Origin of the sequence: Microbacterium sp. MEJ108Y (genome assembly GCF_000834175.1) — a bacterium.
Lineage (GTDB): Bacteria > Actinomycetota > Actinomycetes > Actinomycetales > Microbacteriaceae > Microbacterium > Microbacterium forte.
In genome coordinates this window covers 193,620-209,860 of sequence record NZ_JXQX01000038.1, presented here as the reverse complement: position 1 = coordinate 209,860, position 16,241 = coordinate 193,620, and the positions used below count along the sequence as shown (strand labels likewise).

Sequence of the window (16,241 nt, the reverse complement as noted above, 5' to 3'; positions counted from 1 at the left end):
GTACGTCGTGTGGTCAGATGCCGCTGCCGGGGCGGACGGCTCCGACCTCCGCGCCGCCACCGAGCACCTCGAGAGGCAGAGCGGCGGAGAGAGTCGCGACCTCGGAGTCGGTGAGCCCGCCTGCGCGTGCGAGCAGAGTCGCGGCCACGATGGTCGATGCGCGTGCGCCGCCGTCGAGCATCTTCAGCGCCACGGTCGTTCCGTTCGGAGCGACCATGACCATGACGCCCTCTGCGCCGCCCTTCGCGAACACCCCGAGCTTCTCGATCGCGATGGTGTCAGGGCGACCGGGTCCGTCGATGGTCCACGGGTGCTCGCGCACCGCGCGCACCAGAGAACCTGCGACCCGATGCAGGGCGAACGGAGAGCGATCGGAGGCGGTGCCGATCCGGTGGATCGAACGGGCGAGACCCGTCAGCGTGATCGCGTAGACCGGGGCGCCGCATCCGTCGATCGCCGTGTGGGCGACCTTCTCGCCGGTCAGACGCTCGATGACCTCGCGGATGTGCAGCTGCAGCGGGTGAGTCGGGTCGAGGTAGCTGTCGGTGGGCCAGCCGGTCGCGACGCAGGCGCGAAGCATCGCCGCATGTTTGCCGGAGCAGTTCATGCGGATGCGGGTCTGCGCACCGTGCTCGCGCACGAGCTCGTCACGGGCGGACGTATCGCCGGGCCACGCCGGCGGGCAACCCAGGTGGTCCTCGGTGAGGCCGCCCTCGGTGAGGACGTCGCGGACGACCGCGGCATGACGGTCGGTGCCGCTGTGGCTCGCGGTGGACATGGCGAGCTGCGCGCCCTCCAGAGCGGCTCCTGCGGTGATGCACGCCACGGCCTGCAACGGCTTGAGGCTCGAGCGAGGCAGGATCAGAGCGTCCGCGTTCCCATAGCGCGCGACGATGTCGCCATCAGGTGAGAGCACCACCGCTGCTCCCGCGTGGCGGGACTCGATGAATCCGCTCCGTTCGACGACGGCGAGTTCCACGGCATCTTGAACGGTGAGAGTCTCCAGCACCTCCCAAGGATATCGTCGGTTGGGTGCACGCAGTGCCAGGCGCGGGGATCGTCGAGGGCTTCCTGGTGGCAGACTGTCGACATGGCAGATAGACCAGTGCCGCTCGGCGAGCATCGCTATTCACTCAGCTCCACCTGGACCGGCAACTCCGGCACCGGCACCAGCGGCTATCGCGAATATCGTCGCGATGTCACGCTGGAGGTCGCGGGCAAGCCCGACATCCTCGCCTCAGCCGATAAGCCGTTCCGTGGCGATCCGTCGCGGTGGAATCCCGAGGATCTGCTGCTCGCCTCGCTCTCCGAGTGCCATCTGCTCTCCTACCTGCACGCCTGCGTCACTGCAGGCGTCGTCGTCGTCTCCTATCGGGACTCGGCTACGGGGATGATGCGAGAGGACGGGAAAGGCGGCGGCGCGTTCGTCGAGGTGATGCTGCGTCCGGAGGTGGTCGTCGCGGATGTGTCGATGATCGACGCGGCCGAGCGTGCTCATGCGCAGGCCAACGAATGGTGCTTCATCGCGAACTCGATGAACTTCCCGGTGCGGCACGAGGCGTCGGTGCGCGCCGAGACGGACTGAGCGGTCGGTCCGCGTCAGCGGCGTTCGTGGGGGAGCGCCTGCTTGATCTTCTCGATCGTGCTCTGGGCGGGAGCCTCGTTGTAGGCGTCGGCCAGCTCCTGGCCGGACAGGGCATGGATCGCGGCCATGATCTCGTCCGTCGCGAGTCTGCGGGCGCGACCGCTCGTGGCGGGGCCATGGGGCGAGAGGTCGAGCGGTTCGCCGAAGCGCACCGTGATGCGTTCCTTCAGAGTGGGCATCTTGGCGCCGACGGGCATGACCTTGTCCGTGCCGATCAATCCGACCGGGACGACAGGTGCTCCGGTCTGCAGCGCAAGGAAGGCCACACCCGTGCGCCCCTTGTACAGGCGTCCGTCGGTCGAACGCGTGCCCTCGGGATAGAGAGCGACGGCGAGGCCCTCGTCGAGCAGCTGGCGTTGCACGTCGAGGGCGTCGAGGGCGGCCTTGCCCGCACCACGGCGCACGGAGATGGCGCCGATGGACTCGAAGAACGTCTTGCTGAGCCAGCCCTTGAACCCCGTCCCCTCGAAATAGGTGGACTTCGCCAGGAAATGCACGGGTCGTGGAGAGGCCACCGGAATCGCGATCGAGTCGATGAAGGACAGGTGATTGCTCGCGAAGATGACCGCGCCGTCCTTCGGGACGTTCTCCCTGCCCTCGATGCGTGGGCGGTAGATCGTGCGCGCGAGCGGGGTGATGAGGCTGCGACCGAGCGCATAGGCGAAGCCTGCGTGACGAGGCTTCTCAGTCTCTGCGGGCGAAGTTTCGGGCTCCACGGACTGCTCTGACGTCATCAGAGCAGATTACCCCGGCAATCATGCCGCGGCGGGAATGAAGCGCCAGCGCGCGCCTCCCAGCATCAGCAAAGGGGCGTGAGGGATGATGGGGTGTCCCGCCCGCGATCCTGAGGTTCAACTGTGCGCAAGCGTCCGCTTATCGTCCTGTCCACCGTCGCCGCGGCGACCCTTCTGCTGGCCGGGTGCTCCGGTGACGCGACTCCGGAGTCGACCGCCACCCCGGATGCCGGCTCCGAGAGCTCCTGCCTCGCTGACATCGCGTCGGGGGCAGGCTCCGATGCCGTGTCCGTCGAGGGATCCGGCGCAGGTGCCAAGGTCTCCGTACCCGAGGGCACGGATCTCGCCGAGGCCGAGCGTTCGGTCGTGGTCGAGGGCGATGGTGACGACGTCATGCCCGGAGACCTCGTCTCGCTGCGCTACCAGCTGATCGACGCCACGACCAACGAAGTGCTCAGCACCTCGGAGCGCGGGCCCGACGGAGTCCTGTCCGCTCTCCTCGCCGTCCAGCAGCCGCAGCAGATCGTCGATCCGACGCAGTCCACCGTCTTCACCGTCGCGGCGGAGTGCCTCCCGATCGGTTCGAGCGTCGTCCTGACCCTTCCTGCAGCGCAGGAGGGCATGAACCCGAGCGTCCTCTACGTCGAGACGATCGAGCAGCTTCCCACGACGGCTTCCGGCTCCGATGTCGATGCGACTGAGGGCATGCCCGTCGTCGAGCTCGACGACGCCGGTTCTCCCACCATCACGATCCCCGACGCCGACGCCCCCACCGAGACGGAGGTGGCCGTCCTCAAGCAGGGTGACGGCGCCGTCGTCGGAGCGGGCGACCTCGTCACGGTGCAGTACCGCGGCGTGAAGTGGTCGGACGGCTCCGAGTTCGACTCGAGCTGGAGCCGGGACGCAGCGCCATCGCAGTTCCCGACCAGCGGAGTGGTCCCCGGGTTCAAGATGGCCCTCGAAGGCCAGAAGGTCGGGTCGCAGGTGGTCGTCGCCATGCCTCCGAAGGACGGCTACGGTGAGGGCGAGACGAACGACACCGATCTGACCGGAGAGACCCTCGTCTTCGTCGTCGACATCCTCGCGACGACTCCGGTCGAGCAGGCGCCGTAACGCAGAGGGGCCGGGGGCTTGCCATAGGCTGGCGGCATGCGTCGCATCATCGTCCTCGGCTCCACCGGCTCCATCGGCACGCAGGCGCTCGACGTCATCCGCGCCAATCCTCGACGTTTCGAACTCGTCGGCCTCGCCGCCGGGACGAACGCCGAGATGCTCGCGGAGCAGGCTGCGAGCTTCCACGTCGACAGCACTGCACTGGGTGCGGCCGAGGCCGAGCAGCTGGTCCGCGATGTCGAGGCCGACGTGGTGCTCAACGCGATCACCGGATCGATCGGACTCGGTTCCACTCTTGCGGCGCTGAAAGCCGGCAGAACCCTCGCTCTCGCGAACAAGGAATCCCTCATCGTCGGTGGTGAGCTGGTTCTCGCTGCGGCCGCCCCTGACCAGATCGTCCCTGTCGACTCGGAGCACTCGGCCCTGGCGCAGGCGCTGCGCAGCGGCACCCACGCCGAGGTGAGACGCCTGGTGGTGACGGCATCCGGTGGGCCGTTCCGCGGGCGCTCACGCGAGCAGATGCTCGAGGTCACCCCGCAGGAGGCACTCGCGCACCCGACATGGGACATGGGTCGGATGGTCACGACGAACTCCGCGACGCTGGTGAACAAGGGTCTCGAGGTGATCGAGGCGCACCTGCTGTTCGACGTCGCCTACGACGACATCGAGGTCGTCGTGCACCCGCAGTCGATCGTGCACTCGATGGTCGAGTTCATCGACGGCTCGACGATCGCCCAGGCGTCCCCGCCCGACATGCGTCTGCCGATCTCGCTGGGGCTCGACTGGCCGAGTCGCGTCGGCGGGGTCGGACGACCCCTCGACTGGACCCAGGCGACCTCGTGGACCTTCGAGCCGCTCGACGACGTCGCGTTCCCGGCTGTCGACCTCGCCAAGGCCGTGGGCCGTGCGGGCGCGACATTCCCCGCCGTCTACAACGCCGCCAACGAGCAGGCGGTCGATGCCTTCCATGAGGGACGCCTGCCGTTCCTCGGAATCGTCGACACGATCTCGCGCGTGGTCGATGCCCACGAGCCGCCGCAGACGCTGACGGTCGAATCGCTCGCCGAGGCCGAGGAGTGGGCGCGCCGCAAGGCTGACGAGCTGATCGCGCGCGCCTGATCCGCCCTCAGGCGGTCACCCGCTCGAGGCGAGAGGCGATCGAGGGCCGCCCCGCTGCCGCGCCGCCGTGAATCGCGACGGCATCGGCGCTCGGGTCAGTCCTCGTCGGGGTAGGGGACCGGCCAGTGCGAATCGGGCACCGGCCACCCGGCCGCACGCAGCGCACGTCGCGCCAGCTCGCGGGCCGAATAGGGCGTGCGCACGCCCCGGATGTCGCGATAGTCCTGATGCCCCGGACCCGCCCACAGGATCGAGTCGCCCTCTCCGACCAGGCCGACCGCTGCCACGATGGCCGCCTCGGGAGGCGAGTACTCGTGGATCTGGGCGTCTGGCCGCGTCGCGCGGGCGCCGGCGACGAGAGTGGCCCTGATCGAATCGGGGTCTTCGAAGCGGGGGTGGTGGTCCGTCACGACGAGGATGTCACTGCCCTCCACGGCAGTGCGCGCCATATCGAAGCGTTTGCTGGCATCGCGGTCGCCGTCGGCGCCGAAGAGCATCAGCACCTTGCCGGGTGTGACACGGCGGACCGCGGCGAGGGTCTTCTCGAACGCGTCGGGAGAGTGCCCGAAGTCGACGAAGACGACAGGGCCTGTGTCGCCGGAGACGAGTTGGGTGCGACCCGGGAGATGCGCCAGGATGCCGCCGTCACGGTCGAGCGCCGAGGCGATGCGGTCCCATTCGTAGCCGCCTTCGAGCAGCATCACGATCGCGAGGGCGGCATTCGCCGCCATGTGCGGGCCGATCACGGGAACGGTCGTCGTCAGTCTTCCTGCCGGGCCGGTCAGCGTGAACGTGGTTCCGGATGCGCGCTCGTCGTCGATCACCACGACCCAGTCCGCGCGGGCCGCGGCCTCGGGATCGGCGGCGATCGAGGGGGTGCCGACGGTGACCACGGGGATCTCCGAGCGCTGCGCGACGGTGGCGCCCGACGCTGAGTCGAGGCATACCACTGCGCGCGTCGCCCGATCCGGTCGGAACAGCGCCAGCTTGGCCTCGAAGTACTCCTCCATATCGGCGTAGTCGTCGAGGTGGTCATGGCTGAGATTGGTGAAGCCGGCGACGTCGAAGCGGATGCCGTCCACGCGGTGACGAGAGAGCGCCTGAGCGCTGACTTCGACGGCGACGGCCTCGACGTCGCGCTCGCGCATCAGCGCGAGCAGCGCGTGCATCTCGGAGGCTTCCGGGGTCGTCAGTCTCGAGACGATGACCTCACCGGCGATGTGGCGCTCGGCGGTCGACGAGAGTCCGGTGACGACGCCGAGCTGGCCGAGGATGCCCTCGAGCAGATGCGAGACGCTCGTCTTGCCGTTGGTGCCCGTGGTGGCGAACAGCAGCGGGAGCGGCTCGCCTGCGCCCGTGCCGTAGACCCAGGCGCTCAGTGCACCGAGCACGGCGCGGGGGTCGTCCACGATGAGCACGGGGAGTCCGGCCGGTTCGGCGATGTCGGCGCCGTCCTCGTCGGTGATGATCGCGACGGCACCCTTCTCGGCGGCGGTGGCCGCGAACTCGGCCCCGTGGCGGTTCACACCCCGGATCGCGACGAAGGCCTCGCCGGTGCGGAGGTCGGCGGTGGCGAGGGTGATCCCTGACAGGGTGACACCGTTCACCTCGCCGCGGACGTCTCGTGCGAATCGAGAGGCGAGTTCGGACAGCTCACGCCGGGGCGGGTTCGCGGGGCGGAGCACGGGAGGCAGGCTCGGTTGTTGTTCAATCGACATGTCGCATCAATGATCTCACGGCTCCGAGGAGAACACGGGGTGCGGCACGTCTCCTCGGCCCCATCGAGCCGAGGAGACGCGCCGGGTCGTCACGCCTTGCGGCGGTACGCCAGTACGGAGACGACGAGTGCGGCGATGCCGGCGACGAGGCCGCCCGCGCCCAGTGCCGTGCCGAGCGCGTTCGCGAAGACCGCATCGTCGGCGGCTTCCGAGTTCGCGGTGTCCGCGTCTTCGGCCTCGTCCGCGGAGCCGTGCTCCCCGTGTCCGTCAGCGGACGCGGCGACGACCTCGACGACCGGAGCCGGGGCGTCGAGGCTGTGCGGGTCTTCGCCGTCCTCTGCGAGCTGCGTCCATTCGGTGCTGCCCTCGACGCATGTCTGGACGACCGGGAATGCGAGCGAGTCGGGCGTGTCCTCCTCGAGCCCGACAGCCATGCTCACTGCGCCGCGCAGTTCATTGGGCACCGGCGCGATGGCGGTGTAGGTCACGGCGCTGACGAGGCCGTCATCGCCTTTCTCGATGTCGATCGTCCAGTCGCTGTCCATGGTGGGCGCGACCGATGCGAGGCCCTCGGGCATCGTCACCTTCAGCGAGGTGGTCGGCGAGTTCTCGCAGCCGTGCGCGAACGAGAAGGTGAGCACGCCGTGGTCCCCTGCAGTCAGCTCATCCGGGCTGACACTGACGTGGGCGCTGGCCATCGCGGGGAGGGCGAGAGCGAGGATCGTGCCGCCGACGAGTCCTGCGGTGATGTTGCGGCGGGTGGTGGTGGAACGCATGGTGGTACTCCTGTGTGCTGATCTGCGGGCGCGTCGGTGTGCGCGGCATCCGCGGGAAGGTGGAAACGCCTCGGGGAGGCGATACGTGATCAGACGTGCGCAGGAGGACCGCGGCGCGAGACCGATACCGAGAAGTCGTTCTCGGTCGGCACTCGGATCGCGAACACCGGGAAGGCGGGACGTTCATGGGCCGGTCGGAACAGGGTGACCGTGCGGCGGAGGCGTGCCTGCACCCAGCCGGCGATCGCTCGCACCGACGACTCGCCGTGACAGACCAGAGCGGTGGTGACGATCGCTGCGATGGCGTGACCGACGATCATGAGCGCATCAGGAGCGGTCGTCGCGACCACCGGGCCCAGGGCGGCGAGGTCAAGATGGTGTTCGTGGCCACCGAGCGCCGTCGTGCCGGTCGGTGTGCCGAGCAGCTGGAACACGAGGTGGAAGAGCCCCTGACTGACCAGCACCGTCAGAGCGACGCGCGATCTGGAGACCCGGGCGCCGATGAGCAGTGCCGCGAGAGGCACGAGGAGCGCTGCGACGGCGATGACCAAGAGCGGATGCGGAGCGGCTCCGCCCGCGGTGGTGTGCGACGCCGCGGCCACGAGGGTTGCGGCACCGGACGCCGCTGCTGCGCGCAGAAGTCGCAGCTGGCGGGAGGTCACGACACAAGCCTAACCGCGCCGCGTCATCGCCCTGCGCAGCACATGGGGCTTATTCCTAGGCGACGAGCACTAGCTTGGGGGAGTGGAAGCACTGCTCTATCTGGGTGGCATCGTGTTCATGCTGATCGGCCTCGGCCTGTCGATCGGTCTGCACGAGGTCGGCCACCTCCTGCCGGCGAAGCTCTTCGGCGTGCGTGTGGGCCAGTACATGATCGGCTTCGGCCCGAGACTGTGGTCCAAGCGCATCGGCGAGACGGAGTACGGCTTCAAGCTGCTGCCGCTCGGCGGATTCATCTCGATGTCGGGGATGTACCCGGCCTCCACCGCATCGGGCCCGGCGAAGGGCGTGTTCCGCGCTCTCGTGCAGGACGCACGGTCGGCGAACGACGAGACGATCGCCGAAGGTGCTGAGGACCGCGTCTTCTACCGTCTCCCCGTGTGGAAGCGCGTCGTCGTGATGCTCGGCGGCCCGTTGATGAACCTGATCCTCGCGATCGTGATCTTCACTGTTCTGGTGTCCGGCATCGGAGTGCAGCAGGGGACCACGACCATCGCGTCGGTGAACCAGTGCGTCCTGCCCGCCGGATCGACGGCGACCGAGTGCGAGGCCGACGACCCGGCGACGCCGGCTGCCGAGGCCGGCATCAGGCCCGGCGACGTGCTGGTTTCCGTCGACGGTCAGCCCGTGTCGACCTTCGCGCAGGCGACCGCCATCGTGCAGGCCGCTCCAGGAGAGACCCTGGAACTGGTGGTGCTTCGAGACGGTGCCGAGCAGACTCTGAGCATCACTCCGATCGAGGCTGAGCGCACCATCACCGATGCGAGCGGGCAGCCGGTCATCGGCGAGGACGGGCAGCCCGTCGTCCGGGAGGTCGGCTACGTCGGCATGGCGGCGCAGATGGGCTTCGTCCCCCAGCCGCTGTCGGCAGGACCCCAGATGGCGGCCGATACCGTCGTGCGCGTGGGGTCGATGATCGTCACCCTTCCGGTGCGGATCTGGGAGACCGGCGTCTCACTGGTCACCGGGTCTGAGCGCGATCCGAACGGGCCGCTGAGCGTCGTGGGGGTCGGACGCATCGCGGGTGAGGTCGCGGCGATCGATGCGCCGATCCTCAACCGCTTCTCCGTGCTTCTCGGGCTTCTCGGATCCCTCAATGTCGCACTGTTCGTGTTCAACCTGATCCCGCTGCTGCCGCTCGACGGAGGGCACGTGGTCGTCGCGCTGTGGGACGGCATCCGCCGCGCCTGGGCGAAGTTGTTCCGGCGACCGCCGCCCCCGCCCGTCGACGCCACCAGGCTCGTGCCGCTGACCGTGGTCGTGGCGACACTGCTCATCGTGATGGGGGCCGTGCTGCTCCTCGCCGATGTCTTCAACCCGGTGAACATCTTCGGCGGCTGAGCCGCCTTCGCGGGGTCGGCTGGCTGGACGGGCGGGTCGCGACGGCATCCGCCTTCGGATCAGGCGAGCGCGTGCGAGACCAGACGCTCGAGAGTGCGGATGCCGTCGCGCGACAGGATCGACTCCAGGTGGCCCTGCACCGATGCGAAGCGCTCGCCGCGAAGCGCGTAGACGTCGCCTGATTCGGGGTCGGCCGACACCTCGACCGTTCCCGTCGACGTCGTGCCGGGGGTCACCCTGGCCGTGAAGGTGTTGTAGAAGCCGATCGAGGCGTCTTCGCCGAACACGGGGACCGACTTCTGCAGCCCCTGATGCGGCGCGGCGAGGGGCATCAGGGCGATGCCGAGGCGATCGCTGAGGATCTGGTGGCTCAGGCACACGGCGAGCAGCGGCGACCCGGCGTCCACACGTCGCGACACGACCTCGCGCAACCTGGTGATCCGAGAGCTCTCGATGTCGCGGGGGTCGCCGGGTCCCGGGCCGGCGACCACGAGGTCGGCCGCGTCGAGCTCGGCGTCGTCGACGTCGCTCCAGGCGCGGATCGTGACATCGAGTCCGAGGTGGCGCAGCTGGTGAGCGAGCATCGTGGTGAAGCGGTCCTCCGCATCGACGACGATCGCCGAGCGCCCGGCGAAGGGCCCGGTCAGATCGTCACCCTGCGGATTCAGCCAGAAGTCGGCCAGGCGCGCATTGCGCGAGGAGAGGAGCTCAGCGACTACGGGGTCGTCGGCGAGGGGCAGCCGTTCGCCCGGCGCGTCGGCATCGTCGCGCGCCTCGGCGACGCTGTCGCGATCGATCGCCCCGATGGCACCGAGCACGCCGGCGGCCTTACCGTGGGTCTCCGACACCTCGCCGTGCGGGTCCGAGTGGCGCACGAGCGTCGCCCCCACGGGCACACTTAGCGAGCCGTTCTGGAGATACACGGTGCGGATCAGGATCGGTGCGTCGAGGTCGTGCCCTCCGGCGTCGTTCGGAGTGAACAGGGCGGCGACGCCCGAGTAGTAGCCGCGCGGCTTCTTCTCATGGCGACGGATCACCGCGCATGCGTTCTGCATCGGCGAGCCGGTCACGGTCGGCGCGAACATCGTCTCGCGCAGGATGTCGCGGGGGTCGAGAGCACTGCGCCCGCGGAGCATGTACTCGGTGTGGGTGAGGCGCGACATCTCCTTCAGATGTGGGCCGGTGATGCGTCCGCCGTCGGAGCATACGGCGCTCATCATCTTGAGCTCCTCGTCCACCACCATGAAGAGCTCTTCGGTCTCCTTCGTCGAGGAGAGGAAGTCGACGAGCGTCTCTCTCGTGGCTCCCCCCGCAGGGTGGCGGAACGTGCCCGAGATGGGATTCATCGTGACGACGCCGCCGCGCGCGACGACGTGCGCCTCAGGGCTCGCGCCGACCGCGATGTGCCCGGGTGTCACCACCGCGAAGGTCCAATAAGCGCCTCGTTCGTGCGCGAGAAGAGCCCGGAACCAGGTGAGCGCGGCGGTTCGGTCGTCGACCTCGATCTCGGCGGTGAAGTCGCGACGGATCACGAAGTTCGCGCCTTCACCGCGTCCGATCTCGTCGGCGATCACGGTCTCGACGATCCCTGCGTACTCGTCGTCGGCGATGTCGAAGCCGCCGTCGCTCAACGGCACGGCATCCGTCGGAAGCTCGGCGAGCAGCGCAGACGTGGGCAGGTGGAGGTGCTCATCGACCACGATGCAGCGCAGGGGCGCGCCGTCATCCTGGGCGACGAAGCCGCGCTCGCGCACCTGACGGTAGGGCACCATGGTGAAGATCTCGCGGGGGATGCCGTCTATCGACAGCGGGATGTCAGCCAGCAGTTCGACATCGACGACCTCGCCGGTGAGCAGCTCGACGGTGTCGGCGCCGTCTCGGGCGATCAGCACGAACGACGCCGCGGGATCTGCGGTGAGCTCGGAAAGACGTGAGAGGGTCATCGGTGTCTCCTGTGCATGGCTCCGGCTCGGCTCAACGAAAAGACCGCCCCGGAGGCGGTCTGGATTCGTGGGAACGCGAACACACCGCCTAAGAGGCGGGCCACCAGGTGAAGTTCGCGAGCATGGGCTGAAAACTATCACACCGCGCACCGCCGCCCCGGTCGTGTGACGCGCGTCCGAGCCGTGCGGCATCCAGCCTGCGTGCATGCAGGCGGCGTAGGCTGGGGGTTGTGCCAGCAGTGAATCTTGGGATGCCGAAGATCCCCGAAGTCCTCGCCCCGCGCCGCAAGTCTCGCCAGATCAAGGTGGGCAAGGTGCTCGTCGGCGGTGACGCCCCCGTGACCGTCCAGTCCATGACGACGACGAAGACGACGGACATCAACGCGACTCTCCAGCAGATCGCGGAGCTGACCGCATCCGGATGCGAGATCGTCCGCGTCGCCGTCCCGCATCAGGACGACGCCGACGCGCTGAAGATCATCGCGATGAAGAGCCAGATTCCCGTCATCGCCGACATCCACTTCCAGCCGCGCTACATCTACACCGCCATCGACGCGGGCTGCGGCGCAGTTCGGGTGAACCCGGGCAACATCCGTGAGTTCGACGGCAACGTCGGCAAGATCGCCGAGGCTGCCAAGGCTGCGGGTGTCTCGCTGCGCATCGGTGTCAATGCGGGCTCGCTCGACCGCCGCATTCTGACCAAGTACGGCAAGGCGACCGCTGAGGCGCTCGTCGAGAGCGCCGTCTGGGAGGCTTCGCTGTTCGAGGAGCACGACTTCCACGACTTCAAGATCTCGGTCAAGCACAACGACCCGATCGTCATGGTGAAGGCCTACCGTCAGCTCGCCGAGCGGGGCGACTGGCCGCTGCACCTCGGTGTGACCGAGGCGGGCCCCGCGTTCCAGGGCACGATCAAGAGCGCCACGGCATTCGGCATCCTGCTCGGTGAGGGCATCGGAGACACCATCCGTGTGTCTCTGTCAGCGCCGCCGGCTGAAGAGGTGAAGGTAGGTCACCAGATCCTGCAGTCCTTGAACCTCCGTGAGCGCAAGCTCGAGATCGTCTCGTGCCCCTCGTGCGGACGCGCCCAGGTCGACGTGTACACGCTCGCCGAGAACGTCACCGAGGGACTCAAGGACATGACCGTCCCGCTGCGAGTGGCCGTCATGGGCTGCGTCGTGAATGGCCCGGGTGAAGCCCGCGAGGCTGACCTCGGTGTCGCATCCGGTAACGGCAAGGGCCAGATCTTCGTCAAGGGCGAGGTCATCAAGACCGTGCCGGAGGCCGACATCGTCGCGACTCTGATCGAAGAGGCCAACCGCATCGCCGCTGAGATGGGGCCTGAGGCGCCGCTCGGCACCGCGCAGGTCGTCACGGCCTGACCGACCCCGTCGATCCGACATGAGGAGTTCCATGCCGTCGTCCACGATCGTGTCCTTCGCCGGAGGCGACCTCAGAGGGTCGAGCACTGTTTCGCGGGTCGAGACATCATCGCGGGGAACGATCGTCGTGGTCGACGCGACCCCGTTCCACCCGGTCGACCACACCTGGCCGGACCAGCCCGGAGACACAGGCGAGCTCTCTGCCGAAGGGAACGTCGTCCGTGTCGCCGAGGCCGTGATGGCCGCCGTGTCGGACGAGGGCCAGTTCGCGGTCGGAGCCGACATCCCGGTCAAGCGCGGCGTCGAAGGATGGACGTGGCTCGTCGGTCACCCGATCGCCGGCGACGCTCCATCCTGGCTGGTCGAGGGGGCACGCGTCGAGTTGTCGGTCGACGCCCCACGACGGGCAGGCCTCAGCCGCGGCCACACCGCGTGCCACCTGGCGTCGTTGGCGTTGGACATCGCTCTCGGCGATCTGTGGCGCAAGGATCCCGGTGCGGATGCTCTGGGCAACCCGAACTTCGAGGCCAGGGCGAACCAGTCCAGCCGCATCCATGAAGACGGCGCGGTCGACGAGTACCGCCTGGGCAAGAGCCTGCGCCGGGCCGGATTCGACACAGAGACCTTCGTGGCGACGCTCGGAGAGCGCGAGGCGGCGATCAACGCGCAGCTGGCCGCGTGGGTCTCCACCGGTGCGGCGAGCCGCGTGGCGCCCGAAGGCCCCGCGATCGTTGATCGTCGCAGCTGGCACTGCGAACTCCCGGAGGGCGACGCGCAGATCCTCTGCGGCGGAACGCACGTGGAGTCTCTCTCCGAGTTCGTCTCTATCTCGGTGGCGCTCGACCTGACGGATCCGCAGCTGCTGGTGATGACCACGAAGGCCGTTCCCGCGGTCTGAGTCCGCTCAGCGAACGAAGCCGGACTGCACTCGACCGCCGGCGCGCTCGAGCTCATCCGAGACGCGGGCTGCGAAGGTCGTGTAGTCGCTCTCGAGCAGAGGGACGGTCAAGCGGTCCCCTCGCTCGACGCTCAGCTCGCGGAGGCGTCGCGGCAACCATTTGCCCGTCCCTATCCACCGCCCCTCGGTGAGCAGCATGAGCTCTGCGATCCGCTCGAACAGGACGGATGCCTCCACACGCTGCTCGAGAGGGTCTGTCGCGTCCGCCAGATCGTCGAGCACATCGGTGATGACGTAGCGACGGAACGCGGACTCACTCGCGCTGAGCGATGGCCCTGAGTCGAGCACGCTCCGCCACTGCCGGCGGAGCGATGCCAGTCGGCCATCGTCTCTGATCGCGGTGCCGTCGACCAGCATGTGCACCGTCACCGGTCGATGCTGCGCGATGCCTCGTGCCGCCCACTCGTCGAACCCCGTCGGCGTGTATGCGAAGACCTCGAAGGTCTCGCCCTCGAACTCGTGCGTCGAGGCTTCGCTCGTCTGCCCTTCGACATCGAAGAGCTGATCGCCGACCAGCAGCAGGTCGATGTCACTCGTCGCAGTGCGATCGCCTCGTGCCGTGCTTCCGGCCACGATGGCCACGTCGGCGCCGGGAAAGCGGGCGGTGACGAACCGTGCTGCGACGGCGAAGTGGTCCACCCCGACAGCGCGATCTTCATCCTTCTCGACGATCGGGGTCGGGGTCGGGGGCGGGGTCGCGGCGGGAGCCCGGGCGAGGTCGACCGCATCTCCGAGGATTCGGTCGATGGCTCGATCACGTCGCAACGCTGCGATCTCGTCGAGCGCGAACCACCCTGTCTCGGCCAGTTCTCCGTCGGCGAAGACCAGGGGCGAGCCATCAGGGATCGAGCAGAGGAACGCGGTCGTGACGTAGCTGACGACGTCGTGGTTGGCGTATCGGACGAGGAGCTCCTCGCCGCCGTACGCTCCGACGAGACCATCGATGCCGACACGGGTCCCGAGCTCTTCGCGCACCTCGCGCAGCACGGCATCCTTCGGATCCTCACCGGGTTCGACCGCGCCGCCGACCAGGCCCCACTCCGACGAGTCCACCCGCCGACACAGCAGGAAGCGGTCATCTCGCCGGATGACGGCAGTGACCGCGGGGAGCAGCAGGAGATCGTGACCGATGCGTTCGCGGATCCCGCTGACGTAGGGCGATGTGGGCATGGAGCAGAGCCTAGGGGTCAGATCGCGAACTCGATCTCGCCTCGGGCGACGTCGGTGCTGACGAGGCGCAAGGAGACACGTCCGCCGGGCACCGTGCCGGCGGGTACAGGGGCGGACGCGGTCACAGCAGGGTCGGCGAGCTGGACCGTCGCGCGCTCGCCGCGTATCTCGATCACGGTCGCCTCGACCGTCCGGCCCACGAAAGGCGTGAGCAGTGCGGCTTCGACGCAGTTGATCGTCGCCGAGTCGAGTCTGGACGCGCGTTGCCCGGAGCTCTGCATCAGCGCAGGGAGGTCGGGCAGCGACTCGCGAACCCAGCCGGGCACGTCCCGGTCTTCCGACACGGCGAGGCAGATCTCGAGAGACCAGCGATCGACGAGTCGACGCAGGGGAGCGGTCGCGTGGGCGTAGGGCGCCGCAATCGCAGCCTGTTGTGCGTCGCTCGGGGCGGAGCCGTCGAAAGTCACGTAGCCGGCGCCGCGGAACAGGGTCGCGGCTGCCTCGAGAACGGGCAGGGTCATCGGGTCGGCGCGATCCAGGTCACGCAGATAATCGCCGTATCGTCCCGTCGTCCACGGTCGTCCGAGAGCCTCGGTCTGATGGCGGAACGCGTCGAAGGCCTTCTCGTCGGGCTGCGGCATGGTTCGAAGGATGCCGGTGCCGGCGCCCAGCATCAGCGACGCCGCCGCCATACCGGTCATGAGGGACAGTTGGGCGTTCCACTCCTCGACGGGAAGAGGATGGCGGCGCTCGATCGCGTAGCTGCCATCGGCCGCTCTGGTCACCTCCTCGTCCGGGAGGTTCAGGCTCGCGCCGCCGCGGATCTTCTCCTGCTCGATCCGCAATGCGCCGATCTCCGGCAACAGCGCCGCGGGACCGCCTTCGCCGCGGTCGAGTCCTGCTTGGGCGCTGACGTAGTCCAGTTGGGCGCGGGAACGGACCAGCGCCCGCTCCAGGCGGAAGTCCGTGACGGTGCCCGAGGAGTCGAGCGCGAACGTCCAGACCAGGGCAGGGCGATCCACATCGGCCAGGAGCGATGCGCGGTCCTCGCTGAGGATCTTCGGATGCAGGGGAATCGTCCCGTCCGCGGCATACAGTGTCTGGCCGCGGCGCCGAGCCTCCGTGTCGACCTCTCCGCCGGGCGCAACGAACCCCGGGACGTCGGCGATCGCGTAGCGGACTGCGAAGCCGGAGCCATCGCGTTCGAGGTGGAACGCCTGGTCGAGGTCACGTGACCCGAGCGGATCGAGGGTCGCGAAGGGGATGTCGCGCAGATCGAGCTCGGGAGTCGCCGCTTTCGTGGCCTCTGCTTCGGCGACGACAGCGGCGGGGAAGTCCGTGGGCGCATCGAGGGACTCTCTCAGCGCGGCGAGCGCTGCAGCGAGCTCGGTCTGCGCGGCTGACGGGGCAACGTGCGATCGGCGCTGAGGCATGTCCCCACACTATGACGCCGCGGACGAGACAGCCGTCGCCCCGAGCCGGGTCGCCCGGAACTCCTCAGGAGGCCGGCGGCTGGCTGTCTTGAGCAGCGGTGGAGGCGCACACGGGAGAGGAGGCGGAGGGTCCGTGATGCGCTGCGACCCCTCGGAACCTGTGATTCGCGTGTCCGTCCGACCCAGACC

Annotated in this window: 14 protein-coding genes; 6 read left to right on the top strand and 8 right to left on the bottom strand. The window is 68.6% G+C overall.

The features are described 5' to 3' along the window. Positions 1-13: 13 nt before the first annotated feature. Positions 14-1,009, bottom strand: coding sequence for an asparaginase (locus RU09_RS15910; RefSeq protein WP_042541841.1), 996 nt, complete (start codon positions 1,007-1,009; stop codon positions 14-16). Between the two features lie 81 nt (positions 1,010-1,090). On the opposite strand from RU09_RS15910, the gene RU09_RS15905 reads away from it, so the two are divergent. Continuing rightward, positions 1,091-1,585, top strand: coding sequence for an OsmC family protein (locus tag RU09_RS15905; RefSeq protein WP_042541840.1), 495 nt, complete (start codon positions 1,091-1,093; stop codon positions 1,583-1,585). A 14-nt stretch (positions 1,586-1,599) separates the two neighbouring features. Here RU09_RS15905 and RU09_RS15900 read toward each other — a convergent pair whose 3' ends face one another. After that, the gene (locus RU09_RS15900) at positions 1,600-2,379 is read right to left on the bottom strand and encodes a lysophospholipid acyltransferase family protein (RefSeq protein ID WP_042541839.1); all 780 of its coding nucleotides are present in this window, start codon (positions 2,377-2,379) and stop codon (positions 1,600-1,602) included. 123 nt (positions 2,380-2,502) lie between these two features. On the opposite strand from RU09_RS15900, the gene RU09_RS15895 reads away from it, so the two are divergent. After that, a complete protein-coding gene (locus tag RU09_RS15895; protein WP_042541838.1) occupies positions 2,503-3,492 on the top strand; it encodes an FKBP-type peptidyl-prolyl cis-trans isomerase in 990 nt (329 codons plus the stop codon). Between the two features lie 36 nt (positions 3,493-3,528). Then, positions 3,529-4,611, top strand: a complete 1,083-nt coding sequence (gene dxr / locus RU09_RS15890) for a 1-deoxy-D-xylulose-5-phosphate reductoisomerase (protein ID WP_042541837.1) — start codon at positions 3,529-3,531, stop codon at positions 4,609-4,611. 95 nt (positions 4,612-4,706) lie between these two features. Here dxr and RU09_RS15885 read toward each other — a convergent pair whose 3' ends face one another. From RU09_RS15885 to RU09_RS15875, 3 genes are all read right to left on the bottom strand, one after another. Then, positions 4,707-6,329, bottom strand: a complete 1,623-nt coding sequence (locus RU09_RS15885) for a Mur ligase family protein (RefSeq protein WP_042541836.1) — start codon at positions 6,327-6,329, stop codon at positions 4,707-4,709. Positions 6,330-6,418: 89 nt separating this feature from the next. Next, positions 6,419-7,105 carry a YcnI family copper-binding membrane protein gene (locus tag RU09_RS15880; protein WP_042541835.1) on the bottom strand — a complete coding sequence of 229 codons (687 nt, stop codon included), beginning with the start codon at positions 7,103-7,105 and terminating at the stop codon, positions 6,419-6,421. A gap of 89 nt (positions 7,106-7,194) precedes the next feature. Further along, positions 7,195-7,767 (bottom strand): hypothetical protein, encoded by a 573-nt coding sequence (locus tag RU09_RS15875; protein ID WP_042541834.1) that lies wholly within the window; start codon positions 7,765-7,767, stop codon positions 7,195-7,197. Positions 7,768-7,849: 82 nt separating this feature from the next. On the opposite strand from RU09_RS15875, the gene RU09_RS15870 reads away from it, so the two are divergent. Further along, positions 7,850-9,166 carry a M50 family metallopeptidase gene (locus RU09_RS15870; RefSeq protein ID WP_156145956.1) on the top strand — a complete coding sequence of 439 codons (1,317 nt, stop codon included), beginning with the start codon at positions 7,850-7,852 and terminating at the stop codon, positions 9,164-9,166. 59 nt (positions 9,167-9,225) lie between these two features. Here the strand turns inward: RU09_RS15870 and RU09_RS15865 are convergent, their stop codons facing one another. Next, positions 9,226-11,109, bottom strand: coding sequence for a chorismate-binding protein (locus RU09_RS15865; RefSeq protein WP_042541833.1), 1,884 nt, complete (start codon positions 11,107-11,109; stop codon positions 9,226-9,228). 251 nt (positions 11,110-11,360) lie between these two features. Between RU09_RS15865 and ispG the strand changes: the two genes are divergently transcribed. Continuing rightward, positions 11,361-12,491 (top strand): flavodoxin-dependent (E)-4-hydroxy-3-methylbut-2-enyl-diphosphate synthase, encoded by a 1,131-nt coding sequence (ispG, locus tag RU09_RS15860; RefSeq protein ID WP_042541832.1) that lies wholly within the window; start codon positions 11,361-11,363, stop codon positions 12,489-12,491. A gap of 31 nt (positions 12,492-12,522) precedes the next feature. Next, entirely contained in the window at positions 12,523-13,389 is an 867-nt protein-coding gene (locus RU09_RS15855) for a hypothetical protein (protein WP_042541831.1), read from the top strand. A 6-nt stretch (positions 13,390-13,395) separates the two neighbouring features. On the opposite strand, the gene RU09_RS18800 is transcribed toward RU09_RS15855, so the two are convergent. Together RU09_RS18800 and RU09_RS15845 are read right to left on the bottom strand one after the other, a co-directional pair. Then, positions 13,396-14,619, bottom strand: a complete 1,224-nt coding sequence (locus RU09_RS18800) for an NUDIX domain-containing protein (protein WP_082041167.1) — start codon at positions 14,617-14,619, stop codon at positions 13,396-13,398. A 17-nt stretch (positions 14,620-14,636) separates the two neighbouring features. Further along, positions 14,637-16,052 carry an RNB domain-containing ribonuclease gene (locus RU09_RS15845; RefSeq protein WP_042541830.1) on the bottom strand — a complete coding sequence of 472 codons (1,416 nt, stop codon included), beginning with the start codon at positions 16,050-16,052 and terminating at the stop codon, positions 14,637-14,639. Between the last annotated feature and the right edge of the window lie 189 nt (positions 16,053-16,241).